General features: G+C 59.8%; 14 protein-coding genes. 6 read left to right on the top strand and 8 right to left on the bottom strand.

Going from position 1 to position 15,025, the window contains the following annotated elements:
* Positions 1-39: 39 nt before the first annotated feature.
* Positions 40-735, top strand: a complete 696-nt coding sequence (locus tag AC1DIS_RS02915; RefSeq protein WP_111454661.1) for an HAD-IA family hydrolase — start codon at positions 40-42, stop codon at positions 733-735.
* Positions 736-809: 74 nt separating this feature from the next.
* Here AC1DIS_RS02915 and AC1DIS_RS02910 read toward each other — a convergent pair whose 3' ends face one another.
* A complete protein-coding gene (locus AC1DIS_RS02910; protein ID WP_477780760.1) occupies positions 810-1,556 on the bottom strand; it encodes a 3-oxoacyl-ACP reductase family protein in 747 nt (248 codons plus the stop codon).
* 124 nt (positions 1,557-1,680) lie between these two features.
* Between AC1DIS_RS02910 and AC1DIS_RS02905 the strand changes: the two genes are divergently transcribed.
* A complete protein-coding gene (locus AC1DIS_RS02905) occupies positions 1,681-2,604 on the top strand; it encodes a LysR family transcriptional regulator (RefSeq protein ID WP_018925244.1) in 924 nt (307 codons plus the stop codon).
* 107 nt (positions 2,605-2,711) lie between these two features.
* Here AC1DIS_RS02905 and AC1DIS_RS02900 read toward each other — a convergent pair whose 3' ends face one another.
* From AC1DIS_RS02900 to AC1DIS_RS02890, 3 genes are all read right to left on the bottom strand, one after another.
* Positions 2,712-3,440 (bottom strand): aspartate/glutamate racemase family protein, encoded by a 729-nt coding sequence (locus AC1DIS_RS02900; RefSeq protein WP_007942162.1) that lies wholly within the window; start codon positions 3,438-3,440, stop codon positions 2,712-2,714.
* Between the two features lie 56 nt (positions 3,441-3,496).
* Positions 3,497-5,038: an NCS1 family nucleobase:cation symporter-1 gene (locus tag AC1DIS_RS02895; RefSeq protein ID WP_477780759.1), complete on the bottom strand. Its 1,542-nt coding sequence runs from the start codon at positions 5,036-5,038 to the stop codon at positions 3,497-3,499.
* Between the two features lie 504 nt (positions 5,039-5,542).
* Positions 5,543-6,283, bottom strand: a complete 741-nt coding sequence (locus tag AC1DIS_RS02890) for a phosphoadenylyl-sulfate reductase (RefSeq protein ID WP_007942164.1) — start codon at positions 6,281-6,283, stop codon at positions 5,543-5,545.
* A gap of 171 nt (positions 6,284-6,454) precedes the next feature.
* Between AC1DIS_RS02890 and thrH the strand changes: the two genes are divergently transcribed.
* Positions 6,455-7,072: a bifunctional phosphoserine phosphatase/homoserine phosphotransferase ThrH gene (gene thrH / locus AC1DIS_RS02885; RefSeq protein ID WP_038979889.1), complete on the top strand. Its 618-nt coding sequence runs from the start codon at positions 6,455-6,457 to the stop codon at positions 7,070-7,072.
* A 100-nt stretch (positions 7,073-7,172) separates the two neighbouring features.
* Here thrH and pabB read toward each other — a convergent pair whose 3' ends face one another.
* From pabB to rloA, 4 genes are all read right to left on the bottom strand, one after another.
* The gene (pabB, locus tag AC1DIS_RS02880) at positions 7,173-8,510 is read right to left on the bottom strand and encodes an aminodeoxychorismate synthase component I (protein ID WP_477743798.1); all 1,338 of its coding nucleotides are present in this window, start codon (positions 8,508-8,510) and stop codon (positions 7,173-7,175) included.
* Positions 8,511-8,767: 257 nt separating this feature from the next.
* On the bottom strand, positions 8,768-9,754 hold the full coding sequence (locus tag AC1DIS_RS02875; RefSeq protein ID WP_477780758.1) for an alpha-L-glutamate ligase-like protein: 987 nt from the start codon (positions 9,752-9,754) through the stop codon (positions 8,768-8,770).
* Positions 9,754-11,289: an osmotic stress tolerance membrane protein RloB gene (gene rloB / locus AC1DIS_RS02870; protein ID WP_018925249.1), complete on the bottom strand. Its 1,536-nt coding sequence runs from the start codon at positions 11,287-11,289 to the stop codon at positions 9,754-9,756. The genes AC1DIS_RS02875 and rloB overlap by 1 nt, the downstream gene beginning before the upstream one ends.
* Before the next feature lie 5 nt (positions 11,290-11,294).
* Positions 11,295-11,831 carry a retropepsin-like aspartic peptidase RloA gene (rloA, locus tag AC1DIS_RS02865; protein WP_019579744.1) on the bottom strand — a complete coding sequence of 179 codons (537 nt, stop codon included), beginning with the start codon at positions 11,829-11,831 and terminating at the stop codon, positions 11,295-11,297.
* Between the two features lie 297 nt (positions 11,832-12,128).
* On the opposite strand from rloA, the gene AC1DIS_RS02860 reads away from it, so the two are divergent.
* Genes AC1DIS_RS02860 through prpC form a run of 3 tightly spaced genes read left to right on the top strand, consistent with a single transcriptional unit; the run spans position 12,129 to position 14,922 of the window.
* Positions 12,129-12,851, top strand: a complete 723-nt coding sequence (locus tag AC1DIS_RS02860) for a GntR family transcriptional regulator (RefSeq protein ID WP_007902102.1) — start codon at positions 12,129-12,131, stop codon at positions 12,849-12,851.
* Positions 12,848-13,738 carry a methylisocitrate lyase gene (gene prpB / locus AC1DIS_RS02855; protein ID WP_018925250.1) on the top strand — a complete coding sequence of 297 codons (891 nt, stop codon included), beginning with the start codon at positions 12,848-12,850 and terminating at the stop codon, positions 13,736-13,738. The genes AC1DIS_RS02860 and prpB overlap by 4 nt, the downstream gene beginning before the upstream one ends.
* Before the next feature lie 56 nt (positions 13,739-13,794).
* Positions 13,795-14,922: a bifunctional 2-methylcitrate synthase/citrate synthase gene (gene prpC / locus AC1DIS_RS02850; RefSeq protein WP_018925251.1), complete on the top strand. Its 1,128-nt coding sequence runs from the start codon at positions 13,795-13,797 to the stop codon at positions 14,920-14,922.
* Positions 14,923-15,025 lie beyond the last annotated feature (103 nt).

Here is a 15,025-nt window from a genome sequence, read left to right as displayed (position 1 = left end):
AGCCGTCCTGGGATGTCATGAGAAAACGGATCAGATGCGATGAGTGCACCCTTGGATGAGTTCGGTCCGATCAAGGCCGTGATTTTCGATATGGACGGTTTGCTGCTGGACACCGAGGGCATTTACACCGAGGTCACGTCCATCATTGCCGAGCGCTATGGGCGGACCTTCGACTGGAGCGTCAAACAGAACATCATCGGCCGTGGCGCGGGTGATCTGGCGCGCTATGTGGTCGAGGCGCTGGACTTGCCGATCACCGCCGAAGAGTTTCTGGTGATCCGCGAGCCCTTGATGCGCGAGCGTTTTCCGACGGCGCTGGCGATGCCCGGAGCAGAGGAACTGGTTCGGCACTTGAAAGCCAACAACATTCCTATCGCGGTGGGCACCAGTTCTTCGCGTCAGTCGTTTGGTCAGAAAACCACTTTGCACCGCGACTGGTTCGCGCTGTTTGACTTCATTGTCACCGCTGACGACCCGGAAGTGGGGGCGGCGAAACCGGCGCCGGATATTTTCCTGACGGCGGCACGACGCCTTGGGGTCGCGCCCCGGGATTGCCTGGTATTCGAGGATTCGCCGTTCGGCGTCACTGCAGCCAAAGCGGCAGGAATGACGGCGATTGCGGTCCCGGATGCGGCGATGGCCGACGAAAAGTACGCACACGCCGATGGCATTCTTCGTACGTTGAAGGCGTTCAAACCCGGTACATGTGGCTTGCCGGCGCTTGAATGGAACTGACCATTCGATAATCCCTGACACAAAAGAACGCCGGCAATTGATTGCCGGCGTTTTTGTTTCAGTCGAGCGGTGTATCAGGCGCCGAAACCACCGTCGATGGTCAGGCTGGCACCGGTGATGTAGCCAGCTTCGGGACCTGCGAGATAGGCGACGAAGCTGGCGATTTCTTCCAGGTTGCCGTAACGACCCACAGCCATCAGCGGGATCAGGCTATCAGCGAAGTCGCCGCTGGCGGGGTTCATGTCAGTGTCGACCGGGCCTGGTTGCACGTTGTTGACGGTGATACCCCGCGGGCCGAGGTCGCGAGCCAGGCCTTTGGTCAGGCCGACCAGCGCCGATTTGCTCATGGCGTACGGGCCACCGCCGGCGAAAGGCATGCGATCGGCATTGGTGCTGCCGATGTTGATGATGCGACCGCCTTCGGTCATGTGGCGGGCGGCTTCCTGGGTGGCTATGAACACACTTCGTACGTTGATGGCCAGGGTCTGGTCGAAGTCTTCGAGTTTAAAGTCCTCCAGCGGTGCGACGGCCAGAACGCCTGCGTTGTTGACCAGGATGTCCAGGCGGCCGAAGGCCTCGACGGTGGCATTGACGGCATTGCGAATAGCAACGGCATCGGCGCTGTCGGCCTTGATGGCCAGGGCTTTGCCGCCAGCGGAGATGATGCTGTTTTGCAGGTCTTCGGCTTTGGCGGTAGAGCTGACATAGGTGAAGGCGACGGCTGCGCCTTCTGCGGCCAGGCGTTTGACGATGGCAGCACCGATACCGCGTGAACCGCCTTGAATCAGAGCTACTTTACCGCTGAGGTGTTGAGTGGTCATGTCAATCTCCAGAAGTTCAAGGCAGGCTGCCTTGTTGTCGGAGTCGAGTATCGGCTTCGCATTACCCGGCGGGTAGACCGTGATTGCTATAGTCTGTGTAAACCAGAAGTTTATAGTGGCGCTTATGGAAACCTTCAGCAGTATCGAATGCTTCGTGCGCAGCGCTGAGGTCGGCAGCTTCGCCGAGGCTGCGCGACGCTTGAGCCTGACGCCTGCTGCGGTGGGCAAGAGCGTCGCCAAGCTGGAGGCGCGGCTTGGTGTGCGGCTGTTCCAGCGCAGCACGCGTAGCCTGACGCTGACCGAGGCCGGTCAGCTGTTTCTCGGCGAAGTCAGCGCCAGCCTGCACACGATCCAGAATGCCGTGGCCAACCTGGCCAGCGCCGAAGGACGTCCGGCGGGAACGCTGAAGGTCAGCATGGGCACGGTGTTCGGGCGCTTGTACATCGTGCCGTTGCTCGGAGAGTTTTTGCGGCGCTTTCCGGCGATCAACCCGGACTGGCATTTCGATAACCGTCAGGTCGACCTGATCGGCCAGGGGTTCGATGCGGCGATTGGCGGTGGATTCGAACTGCCCCAGGGCGTGGTGGCGCGCAAGCTGACGCCCGCCCATCGAGTGTTGGTGGCTTCAGCCGGGTACCTGGCGGGGCACGAAGCGATCATCGAGCCCGATGACCTCCAGCGCCACGATGGCATCCTGATACGGTCGCCGCAGACGGGGCGCGTGCGTTCCTGGCAACTGACCTGTCGCAACCGGCAACACAGCCCGCTGACGCTCAAGGCGCGAATGACCATGAGCGATTCGGAAGCAGCCTGCGCGGCGGCGACCCAGGATTTGGGCATTGCATTGGTGAGCATGCCGTTCGCCGTTGGCTATCTGGACGCCGGGACCTTGCAGCGGGTGCTGCCCGACTGGTACGTCGACGATGGCAATATCTCCATCTATTACGCCGAGCACAAACTGCTGCCGGGCAAGACCCGGGCGTTTGTCGACTTCATCATTGAACAGTTTGCCGAGCAGGGGTTGGGGCAGCGGTTCAGTGCAGTTTGAGCCCGGCTTGGGACCGAGGGGAGGCCATCGCGGGCAAGCCACGCTCCCACAGAGTGATGCAAACCCCTGTAGGAGCGAGGCTTGCCCGCGAAGAACGATAACGCGGTCTAGCGCCCAAACCGCCCAGGCCAACCAATAATGGTCTTCGGCCGAGGCGTCGCATACGTCCGCACTTTCGACGTCGACAACCCCAACCGCACCAGTGATTCGGCAATGGTCACCGCCGCCGTCACGCCATCCACCACCGGTACGCCGGTGCGCTGACGAATCTGCTCGTCCAGCCCGGCCATGCCGCCACAGCCCAGGCAAATCACCTCGGCCTTGTCCTCGCTCACCGCCAGTTCCGCCTGGCGGACGATCGCCTCCAGCGCACGCTCTGGATCGGACTCCAGCTCCAGCACCGCCAACCCACTGGCCCGCACCGACGCACAACGATCCCAGAGCCCGGAGAGTTTGAGGCGATCCTCGATCAGCGGCACGGTGCGGTCGAGGGTGGTGACCACCGAATAGGCATGGCCGAGGAACATCGCGGTGCTGGCGCCGGCATCGGTGATGTCCACCACCGGCACGTTGAGCAACTCCTGCAAACCTTCGCGGCCGTGCTCGCCGTAGCCGGCCTGGATTACCGCATCGAAGGGCTGATCGTAGGACATGACCCGGTCCATCACGGCGATGGCGGCCAGGTAGCTTTCGAAATTGCCTTCAATGGAGTCGGCGCCGAAATGCGGGGTCAGGCCGATGATTTCCGTGCCGGGCGCGGCCACGGACTGTGCTTGACGGGCGATGGCCTGGGTAATTGATTCGGTGGTGTTGACGTTGACCACGAGAATTCGCATGGGAGGTCCTTATAACGAGTGGTTTGCGGCCCGATGTCACCGGGCCGCCAAGAGGATTAATGGCTGACGTTATCGACCGCGATGGCTTCTCCGCTGACATCGGCGTAGTAAGGCTGCCGTTTGGCGATGATCAGGTAGAGCATCCCTGCAATCCCGGCGCCAATCAGCCAGGAGAATGGCGAGACGCTGTCGAAACCTGGTACCAGGGCCAGGACAATGGCGATCAAGGCGGCCGGAATGAACGCCGCCACGGCGCGCAAATTGACCCCGCGGCTGTAGTAATAATCGCCATCTGGATCTTCGCTGTACAACWGCGGCACGTTGATCCGGCCTTTTCGTACCTGCCAGTAGTCGACCATGATCACCCCGTACAACGGGCCGAGCAGGGCGCCGAGGCCAGACAGGAAATACACGATCACCAGCGGGCTGTTGTAGAGGTTCCACGGCAGGATCAGCACAGCGATGGTCGCGCTGATCAGCCCGGCGCGGCGGAAGGTCAGGTATTTGGGCGCCAGATTGCTCAGGACAAAGGCCGGGGCGACGAAGTTGGCCATGATGTTCACCGCCACGGTGACAATCAGGAACGCCAGGCAACCGAGTACCAGAAAGAAGTTATTGGGAATCGACGCGATGATCTCGGTCGGGCTTTCGATGATCCGGCCATTGATCTGAAATTGCGCACCGCACAGCAGGACGGTGATCCCGGCGAATACCAGAATGTTGACGGGCAGGCCCCAGAAATTTCCGACCCGGATGGTCTTGCGGCAGGGAGAAGAGCGGGCGAAGTCGCAGAAATTGAGGATTAGCGTGCCGTAGATCGACAGCCACAAGGCGCCGCCGGCAAAGATATTGCGCCACATCTCRCCGCCACTCTGCGGTTCACGAATCGACCAGGCGATGGTGGCGTTGGCCTGGAAGTACATCCAGCCGGCGAGGGCGGCGACGGTCAACAAAATCACCGGGCCGGCAAACGCCTCGTAGCGTCGCACCATTTCCATGCCATAGGCCAGAATCGCCAACTGCACGAACCAGATCGCTACGAAACACACCCAGCCCAGGCTCGACAGTCCGAGTATCGAATTGTGGTCGTAATCGGCGAGTCCGGGATGCACCGCCGTCAGCAATACGCGAAAGACCACTGACGCCAGGTACGTCTGAATTCCGAACCAGGCAATGGCGATAACGGCGCGAATCAATGCAGGAATCTGCGCCCCATGGATGCCGAAACTGATCCGGCTGATCACCGGAAACGGCACCCCGGTTTTCTGGCCCATGTAACCGGAAAGGTTCATGAAGCAATACACCAGCGCAGCACCGATTCCCAAGGACAGCAGAATCTGCCAGCCGCTCAGGCCCAGTGCATACAAGCCAATGGCAAAGGAGTAGTTGGCAATGTTGTGCACATCGTTTGTCCACAGGGCAAAGATGCTGTAACGGCCCCAGCGCCGACCTTCGGCCTTGGTCGGCGCGAGGTCCTTGTTATGCAGGCGGGGGCTGAGCACGACGGGTGGTTGAAACGTTTGATCGTGAATCACGGAGGTAGAAAGAGGAGAGGTCAGATCCAGCGCAATATTGTTATTGGGGAGGCTAGTACGCATTCCGGCAGGCTCCTGAAGCTCGTTGCCGCGATGACTGTGCATGAGCGTGGGCTCGACAAATCTTCGTCGCGGGTGGGAGAGCATCATTGGTTACGGGGCATCTGCAGCCTGTACGGGATAGGGCGCTTCAGGCTTGCGGATCTAAAGTGTGTGTATGTTTTTGTATTTATTGTATACAAAACATGTGTTCACTTAAGCCAGATATGTGCCAGTCGGTGATCTATAAAATTTAAGGCTAATTTCGTTTTGTTATTGATTGAAGATAAGTAGTTGAAAAAAAGACGATATAAATTGACCGATTGAACAGGTATTTATTTTGGGCAGGGTTTTGTCGGAGTGTTCGACTGAGGAAGTCAGGACAGGGGAATGTAACTTTTTGGGGCACTGAAAATAAAAGTGCACACAGATATGGCACTTATGGTGACATTTCTGTGTACACTTTTTAAAGTAAAACCATCACAGGCTTCGCCAGCTCCTGCAGGAGCTGCTACGGGCTGCGATCTTTTAAGCTTTGGACTTGCTGATGATGTTCCCGGCATGCAGCCCGCATTCTTTCTGCGTGGCTTCTTCCCACCACCAACGACCTTCGCGCTCATGCTGGTTCGGCAGCACCGGACGGGTGCAAGGCTCGCAACCAATGCTGATGAATCCGCGTTCATGCAGGCTGTTGTACGGCAGCTCCAGCATGCGGATGTAACCCCAGATCTCTTCGCTGGTCATCTGTGCCAACGGGTTGAACTTGTACAGGGTACGTTCCGGGGTGGAAAACGCGGTGTCGATTTCCAGCACCGCGACGGCGCTGCGGGTGCCCGGGCTCTGGTCCCGACGCTGGCCGGTGGCCCAGGCGGTCACGCCAGACAGTTTGCGACGCAGCGGCTCGATCTTGCGAATGCCGCAGCACTCGCCATGGCCATCCTTGTAGAAACTGAACAGGCCTTTTTCCTTCACGAAAGGTTCGAGCTTGCTGTAGTCCGGCGACACCACTTCGATATCGATCTTGTAGTGCTCGCGCACCTGCTCGATGAAGCGGTAGGTCTCGGGGTGCAAGCGGCCGGTGTCGAGGCTGAACACTTTGACGTTCTTGTTCAGCTTCCAGGCCATGTCCACCAGCACCACATCCTCGGCGCCGCTGAAAGATATCCACAGGTCATCGCCGAACTCGGCAAACGCGAGTTTCAGGATGTCCTGGGCGGATTTGTTGGCATAGGTCGTGGCGAGTTCCACGACGTCGAACGATGGGCTCATCAGGGCGGCTTCCTACAGGTCGGTGGCGCTGGGCGCTCTATATGCGTCGATGGTAACAAAATCCTGCGGTGGCTGGCGCGTCCTCTGCGTTGCACGGAGGGGGGCGAGTCGCTAGAGTTCGGCAGTCCTTTTGCTCGCTCGACTCATAAATAATACTAATGGGAGTGTCTTGTGGAAATTGCCTGTCTGGATCTTGAAGGTGTGCTGGTCCCGGAAATCTGGATCGCCTTTGCCGAAAAAACCGGGATCGAGTCCCTCCGGGCCACCACTCGGGACATTCCCGACTACGACGTGTTGATGAAGCAGCGCCTGCGGATTCTCGACGAGCATGGCCTGAAGCTCTCCGACATTCAGGAAGTGATCGCTACGCTCAAGCCTCTGGAAGGCGCCAGTGAATTTGTCGACTGGCTGCGTGAGCGCTTTCAGGTGGTGATTCTGTCGGACACCTTTTACGAATTTTCCCAACCGCTGATGCGTCAATTGGGCTTCCCGACGTTACTTTGCCATCGTCTGATTACTGACGATGCCGGTCGGGTCACGGGCTATCAGCTGCGTCAGAAAGACCCCAAGCGTCAGTCGGTTTTGGCGTTCAAGAGCCTCTACTACCGAGTGATTGCGGCGGGGGATTCCTACAACGACACCACGATGCTGGGCGAGGCGGATGCCGGGATTCTGTTCCACGCGCCGGACAACGTGATTCGCGAGTTCCCGCAGTTCCCGGCGGTGCACAGCTTTGCCGAGTTGAAGCAGGAGTTCATCAAGGCCTCGAACCGGGCTTTGAGTTTGTAGTCGTCTGCGAGGATGCCTTCGCGGGCAAGCCTCGCTCCTACAGGGCATGGTCGATTCCACGACCTGAATTCTGTAGGAGCGAGGCTTGCCCACGAAGCTTTTAGAGGCCCTGCAACGTTTCGAGCAGCACCTTCACCTTGGTAATCGATTCCTGATACTCCGCCTGCCAATCCGAATCCGCGACGATCCCCCCGCCGCCCCAGCAGCACACCTGCCCATCCTTGACCAACAAACTGCGAATGGCGATGGAGCTGTCCATCTCCCCGCGCACGTCCAGATACAGCAATGAACCGCAATACAACCCGCGACGGGTCGGTTCCAGTTCATCGATGATCTGCATGGCGCGAATTTTTGGCGCGCCGGTAATCGAGCCGCCGGGGAAGCTGCCGGCGATCAAGTCCAGCGCGTCCTTGTCATCCGCCAGTTCGCCGGTAACGCTGCTCACCAGGTGATGCACGTTCGGATAGCTTTCCAGGCTGAACAGCTCCGGCACCCGTACCGAACCGATGCGGCAGGTACGACCCAGATCGTTGCGCAGCAAGTCGACGATCATCAGGTTTTCCGCGCGGTCCTTGGGACTGGCCAGCAGTTCGGCGGCGTTCGCCGCATCTTCGGCAGCGGTCAGCCCGCGGGGGCGGGTGCCTTTGATCGGGCGGGTTTCGACGTGGCGCTCGCTGACTTTGACGAAGCGCTCCGGCGACAGGCTTAGCACCGCGTCGCCGTCGGGCAGGCTCTGGAAGCCGGAAAACGGTGTCGGGCAAGCCGCCCGCAGCGCGCAATAGGCCGCCCACGGATCGCCCTGGCATTGGGCGCGAAAGCGCTGGGCGAAGTTGACCTGATAGCAGTCGCCAGCCTGGATGTACTGCTGAATGCGTTCGAAGGCTTGCCGATAGTCGTCAGCGCTCAGGTCAGCACTCATCGGGCCGTCCAGTTTGAATGGCTGGATATTCTCGGTGGTGGGCTGAGTGAACAGTTCGATCAGCCGTTGTCGTTCACTGTCGATGAGCGTCGGGTGGAACACCAATTGACTGGTAGCCAGATGGTGATCGCTGATCAGCGCCCAGTCATACAGCCCGAAGCGTGCGTCGGGCAATTGCAGATCGTCCCGCGCCTGGCTCGGCAGGTTTTCCAGATGCCGGCCGAAGTCGTAGCTCAGGTAGCCGATCAGGCCGCCGGCGAAGGGCAAGTCGTCAGGGACGGTTGCTTCACCGAGCCGTGTAAGGTTCTTGCGAAGGCGTTGCAGGAAATGGCTGCCGCTTTCATCCGGCAACACGGCCAGTTGCTCCAGCGGCCAGGCGCTGAGCAGGTCAAAACGCCCACGTTCGGCACTCGGCCGGCCGCTGTCGAGCAGCACGGCACCGGGGGCATGACGAATCGCCGCGAAGTACTCGGCAGGGTTGGCGCGATAGGGCAGCGGGTGTACAGAACAGGTCAACATGGGCGGGGCAGATCAGCCAACGAGGCGGGGGAGCGATTGTAGTCCTCTGCAGGATTTGCTCCTAGAGGGGATGTCGGCAAGAGATACATCTGCGGCGAGGGAAGTTTGCCTGTGGCGAGGGAGCTTGCTCCCGGCGGACTGCGAAGCAGGCCCAAAGAAATCAGCCCCTCGGTTTTCAGAGAAACCGAGGATGCCGTTTTATGACTGCTGCGCAGTCAAGCGGGAGCAAGCTCCCTCGCCACAAAGAGCCAGAGGGGTCAGCCCTCAATCGTCGGAATATGCCCAAACAGTTCCTGAACGAACGCCACACGTTCCTGCGCCGTTTCGGTGATCCCGCGCGCCTTCAGCTCTTCGAGTCGCRCCTCGACCGCGTGGGTACGGGACGTCAGGCCGCAATCGTTGGCGATCTGAATGTTCAACCCAGGCCGGGCATTGAGCTCAAGAATCAGCGGCCCTTTCTCCTGGTCAAGCACCATGTCGACGCCGATGTAGCCCAGCCCGCACAACTCGTAACAGCCGGCGGCCAGTTTCATGAAACCGTCCCAGTAGGGCAGTTGCACGCCGTCTACCGCGTTGGTGGTGTCCGGGTGTTTGTTGATGATGTTGTTCAGCCAGGTGCCGCGCAATGTCAGGCCAGTGGCCAGGTCGACACCGACGCCGATGGCGCCCTGGTGCAGGTTGGCCTTGCCGCCGGACTGGCGGGTCGGCAGGCGCAGCATGGCCATCACCGGATAACCCATCAGCACGATGATGCGGATATCCGGCACACCTTCATAGCTGATGCTTTTGAAGATCTGGTCCGGGGTCACGCGGTATTCGATCAGCGCACGGTCGCGGTGCCCGCCCAGGGAATACAGGCCGGTGAGGATGCTCGAGATATGGTGCTCGAGTTCCTCATGGTCAATGATCTTGCCGGACACTGTGCGATAGCGCCCCTCGAACCGGTCGGCAACCACAATGATGCCGTCGCCGCCGGCGCCCTGGGCCGGTTTGATCACGAAGTCGGTGCGCCCGCCGATGATCTCCTTGAGGTTATCGATTTCCTTCTCGGTGGAGATCACGCCGTACAGCTCCGGCACGTGGATGCCGGCGGCGATGGCGCGTTCCTTGGTGATGATCTTGTCATCGACGATCGGGTACAGGCTGCGCTTGTTGTACTTGAGCACGTAGTCGGCGTTACGCCGATTGATCCCCATGATGCCCCGGGCCTCCAGGGCTTTCCAGGTCTTCCAGAGACCGAACATCAGGCGTCAGCCTCCTTCAGGAAAGCCTTGAAACGCACCAGTTCGGTCAGGCGGTAACCGCGATAGCGACCCATGGCCAGCATGAAAGCCACCAGAATCAGCAGGACCGCCGGGAAGGTGAACACGAAGTACACCAACTCCGGCACGCTCATGATCAGGTGCGCCAGGGAGGCGGCGAACAGTGTGCCGATCGCCACTTTCATGGCATGGCCGCCACCGCGCTCTTCCCAGGTGATCGACAGGCGTTCGATGGTCATGGTCAGAATCACCATCGGGAACAGCGCCACCGACAACCCGCGCTCCAGGCCGAGTTTGTGGCTGAACAGGCTGATCGCCGCGATCAGCACCACCACGAAGGTCAGCACCACCGACAATCTCGGCAGCATTTGCAGTTTCAAGTGCTCAAGGTAGGAACGCAGCGACAGCCCCAGCGCCGTGATGATGGTAAACAGCACGATGCCGAAGCCGAGCTGGGTTTCCCGGAAGGCCAGGGCGATCAGCACCGGGGTAAAGGTGCCGAGTGTCTGGATGCCGATCAGGTTGCGCAGGATCAGGATCACCAGCACGCCGATCGGGATCATCACCATGATCATGAAGGTCTGCTGGGTTTGCAGCGGCAGGCCGTACAGCGAGTAGTCGAGGAAATTGGCGTCGGAATTCTCGTCGGTCAGCTTGGCCAGGCGAATGGCGTTCATTTCGCTGTTGTTCAGGCTGAAGGTGACGTTGGCTTTCTTGCCGCCATCGACGGTGATCAGGTTTTCATCGCCGGTCCACCACAGCAAGCGGTCGGTGGGCAGGCCCTGTTCGCCGGTTTCCGGGTTGAAGTACAGCCAGTCGGTGCCGTTGAAACTGCGCAACCAGAGTTCAGGCGTTTGCGGCTGATCGGCCACCAGGCGGATGGTGTGGACCTTTTCCACCGGCACGTGGGCGATGGACAGAACCAGCTCGACGATTTTGGCTTTGTTCGCGGTGGACGTATCGCCGGCCAGCAGCAGTTTCACGTTGTCGTCGTTGAGGTTGTTGACACGTTTGATGGCTTCGCCGATGAAAGTTTCGACGTCGGCCGAATGCTGGCGGATCGGCGCGAGCAAGGCTTCGGCGGCGATTTTTTCCGGGCCTTCGACGGCGATGCTGTCGCGGAAGGTCGCCCCTTTGACCTTGGATTTTTCGCCGGTGTAGCGCTTGGTCAGCACCAGGCGGTAATAAAGGGTCTGGTTGCCCTTGGCCCGACGTGCCGACCAGGTGACCTTGCGGTTGCCGTCGACACGGTTCACTGCCACACCGTAGTTATTGGAAATGAAACTCTCGTTAAGGCTCACGTAGTCGCGGCTCAGCGGCGGCACGAACATCTGGATCTTGATCGGGTCTTTGGCGTTGGCGACGAACTCGACCTTGGCGTCAATGTTCCACAAGTCATCGGTGGCATCTTCAGTCACCGGAATACCGAGCACGAAAATCTGATAGGCCGTAACTGAAATGCCCAGCACCACCAGGATGGCGATCAGCAATTTCAGATGGAGGGTAAGAGAGCGCATTGGAATTACTCTGCGGTATGTGCGTCGGTGGCGCAGGCAGGTTTGCCAGCAGCGTATTTAAGACTTGGATCGACCAGCGCATCGAAACGCTTGAGTGCCTCGGAGCCGATCAAGAGCGGGTATTGGAAGGCGCTGCGGTCGGTCAGGTTCACTTCAATACTGCGTAAAGCCGACCCCATGCAGATATCCAGCTCGATGACCGGACGGGCGGTGTACTTCTTGCCTTCTTCCGGGTCGTAGTCACCGGCCCGGCGCTTGATCTTGCTGACACGGGCCAGCGGTCGTTCAATCGGGTGCGAATGCGCGGCGTCGATGGCCAGATAGAAGCGCACCCAGGATTCGCCATTGCGTTTGAAACGTTTGATGTCGCGGGCGCTCAGCGAGGCGGTTTTCGCCCCGGTGTCGAGTTTGGCGGCAACTTCCAGGTTGATGCCATCCAGCGACGCGTACTCATTGAGGCCGTACACAGTCTTTTCCCCTGCCGCGGCAAAACCTGACAGGCCAAGAAGACAAAGAAATGTGGTGAAGAGCTTGAGTCTCATAAATCCTGATGCGCAGCGGTCCGTTCTTCAATTCAAGGCCCTGGCATTGCTGCACAAGCTCCCTCGTATGCCTATCCTTTTTTTATGACAGGCAATGCAGATGACAAGCAAATGCGGGCGGCATTCTAGCACGGTGGTTTTATGGCGCCAGCGCTGGCGGACGGCTGTAACCGGGGGTGCTGCTTCTTTATGGTGCAAGCGGTTATTAGACGATTGTCGACAATGTCTATTTATCCTTTGACGTAACCGGCCTTATTCGCTAATTTTTGCGGCATTGCTTTTAAAGGTGTCGACAATATGCTGGATCAACTCGATCCCCCGGTCACGGTTCAGGACGACTCGGAAACACTTTCCGAAAACGTCTTCCGACGCATTCAGGCGGCCATCGTCAAGGGTGAGATCGCCCCGGGCAGCAAGATCTCCGAGCCGGAGCTGGCGCGCACCTACGGCATCAGCCGCGGGCCGTTGCGTGAGGCGATCCACCGACTGGAAGGCCAACGCCTGCTGGTTCGCGTGCCGCACGTCGGGGCGCGGGTGGTGTCGTTGAGTCACGCCGAATTGCTGGAACTCTACGAAATCCGCGAATCCCTGGAAGGCATGGCGTGCCGTCTGGCGGCTGAACGCATGACCGTTGAAGAAATCGACGAACTGCGCCGGGTGTTGGAAACCCACGAGCGTGATGCGGCGTTTCAGGCGGGCGTCGGCTATTACCAGCAGGAAGGCGATTTCGACTTTCATTACCGGATCATCCAGGGCAGCGGCAACCGCACCCTGACCCAGATGCTCTGCGGCGAGCTCTATCAACTGGTGCGCATGTACCGCATCCAGTTTTCCACCACGCCCAATCGGCCACGCCAGGCGTTTGCCGAGCACCACCGAATTCTCGATGCCATCGCCGACCGTGACGGTGAACTGGCCGAGTTGTTGATGCGCCGTCACATCGGCGCCTCCAAACGCAATATCGCCCGTCACTACCAGGACGGCGCTAACCCGACAGCCACTGAACGAGGTGAGTCATGAGTTCCAACAAGAGCACTCCAGGCCAGCGTTTCCGCGATGCGGTCGCCAGCGAGCATCCGCTGCAAGTGGTCGGCACGATCAACGCCAACCACGCGCTGTTGGCCAAGCGCGCCGGTTTCAAGGCTATCTACCTGTCGGGGGGCGGGGTGGCTGCCGGCTCCCTCGGCGTGCCGGACCTGGGCATTACCGGCCTGGATGACGTGCTGACCGACGTGCGCCGCATCACCGACGTTTGCGACCTGCCGCTGCTGGTGGACGTGGACACCGGTTTCGGTTCCTCGGCGTTCAACGTCGCCCGTACCGTCAAGTCGATGATCAAGTTCGGCGCGGCGGCAATTCACATCGAAGACCAGGTCGGCGCCAAGCGCTGCGGTCACCGTCCCAATAAAGAGATCGTTTCGCAGCAGGAAATGGTCGACCGCATCAAAGCCGCTGTTGATGCGCGCACCGACGACAGCTTCGTGATCATGGCCCGCACCGATGCCCTGGCGGTGGAAGGTCTGGAGTCTGCACTGGATCGCGCCGCCGCGTGCATCGAGGCCGGCGCCGACATGATCTTTCCGGAGGCCATCACTGAACTTGAGATGTACAAACTGTTCGCCAGCCGCGTGAAAGCGCCGATCCTGGCCAACATCACCGAGTTCGGCGCGACACCGCTGTACACCACCGAGCAGCTCGCCGGTGCCGATGTGTCGCTGGTGTTGTACCCGCTGTCGGCGTTCCGCGCGATGAACAAGGCTGCGGAAAACGTCTACACCGCGATCCGCCGCGACGGCACGCAACAGAACGTCATCGACACCATGCAGACGCGCATGGAGCTTTACGATCGCATCGATTACCACACGTTCGAGCAGAAGCTCGATGCGTTGTTTGCGGCGAAGAAGTAAGGCGCAATCCCCCACAACTTGCCGATTCCCTAACAAATTCAAGATTGGAGACAGCAATGGCCGAAGCAAAAGTACTCAGTGGCGCCGGGCTCCGTGGCCAGGTTGCCGGGCAAACCGCACTGTCCACCGTGGGCCAGTCGGGTGCCGGCCTGACCTATCGCGGTTACGACGTGCGCGAACTGGCGGCTGACGCACAGTTCGAAGAAGTGGCTTACCTGCTGCTGTACGGCGAACTGCCGACCCAGTTACAACTGGCCGGCTATACCGAGAAACTGAGCAAGCTGCGCGACCTGCCGCAAGCGTTGAAGGAAGTGCTGGAGCGCATCCCCGCCGACGCCCATCCAATGGATGTGATGCGCACCGGTTGCTCGTTCCTGGGCAACATCGAGCCGGAGAAAGATTTCTCCGAGCAGCACGACAAAACCGACCGCCTGCTGGCCGCGTTCCCGGCGATCATGTGCTACTGGTATCGCTTCAGCCACGACGGCAAGCGCATCAACTGCGTGACCGACGAAGCCTGCATCGGCGGCCATTTCCTGCACCTGTTGCACGACAAGAAGCCGAGCGAGTTGCACGTCAAGGTGATGAACGTTTCGCTGATCCTCTACGCGGAGCACGAATTCAACGCCTCGACCTTCACCGCTCGGGTGTGTGCCTCGACGCTGTCGGATCTGTATTCCTGCATCACCGCTGCCATCGGTTCCCTGCGCGGCCCGCTGCACGGCGGGGCCAACGAAGCGGCGATGGAAATGATCGAGCGCTTCAGCTCGCCGGAAGAGGCGGTCGAGGGCACCCTCGGCATGCTGGCACGCAAGGACAAGATCATGGGCTTCGGCCACGCGATCTATAAGGACAACGATCCGCGCAATGAGGTGATCAAGGGCTGGTCGAAAAAACTCGCCGACGAAGTGGGCGACACGGTGTTGTTCCCGGTTTCAGAAGCCATCGATGCAACCATGTGGGAACAGAAGAAACTGTTCCCGAACGCCGACTTCTACCACGCCTCGACGTACCACTTCATGGGCATCCCGACCAAGTTGTTCACACCGATCTTCGTCTGCTCACGCCTGACCGGCTGGGCGGCGCATGTGTTCGAACAACGTGCCAACAATCGCATCATCCGCCCGAGCGCCGAGTACGTCGGCGTTGAACAGCGCAAGTTCGTGCCAATCGAACAACGCTGACCGGGGAGGGCGCCGGTACTGGTTACTGAAGGAACCGGGAACCCTGCAGGTCGGGGTTCAGCCCGGTGCCAGGCGCCCACCTATTGAAATTACCGTGACCGAG

The organism is Pseudomonas sp. 05N433 (assembly GCF_056396925.1).
The sequence above is the reverse complement of the archived record's forward strand: the minus strand, read 5'-3'. Positions and strand labels throughout refer to the sequence as shown.

Coding starts and splice junctions, on each gene's coding strand:
- AC1DIS_RS02915 (WP_111454661.1), top strand. CDS start 40: ATGAGTGCACCCTTGGATGAGTTCGGTCCGATCAAGGCCGTGATTTTC.
- AC1DIS_RS02910 (WP_477780760.1), bottom strand. CDS start 1,556: ATGACCACTCAACACCTCAGCGGTAAAGTAGCTCTGATTCAAGGCGGT.
- AC1DIS_RS02905 (WP_018925244.1), top strand. CDS start 1,681: ATGGAAACCTTCAGCAGTATCGAATGCTTCGTGCGCAGCGCTGAGGTC.
- AC1DIS_RS02900 (WP_007942162.1), bottom strand. CDS start 3,440: ATGCGAATTCTCGTGGTCAACGTCAACACCACCGAATCAATTACCCAG.
- AC1DIS_RS02890 (WP_007942164.1), bottom strand. CDS start 6,283: ATGAGCCCATCGTTCGACGTCGTGGAACTCGCCACGACCTATGCCAAC.
- pabB (WP_477743798.1), bottom strand. CDS start 8,510: ATGTTGACCTGTTCTGTACACCCGCTGCCCTATCGCGCCAACCCTGCC.
- rloB (WP_018925249.1), bottom strand. CDS start 11,289: ATGCGCTCTCTTACCCTCCATCTGAAATTGCTGATCGCCATCCTGGTG.
- rloA (WP_019579744.1), bottom strand. CDS start 11,831: ATGAGACTCAAGCTCTTCACCACATTTCTTTGTCTTCTTGGCCTGTCA.
- AC1DIS_RS02860 (WP_007902102.1), top strand. CDS start 12,129: ATGCTGGATCAACTCGATCCCCCGGTCACGGTTCAGGACGACTCGGAA.
- prpB (WP_018925250.1), top strand. CDS start 12,848: ATGAGTTCCAACAAGAGCACTCCAGGCCAGCGTTTCCGCGATGCGGTC.
- prpC (WP_018925251.1), top strand. CDS start 13,795: ATGGCCGAAGCAAAAGTACTCAGTGGCGCCGGGCTCCGTGGCCAGGTT.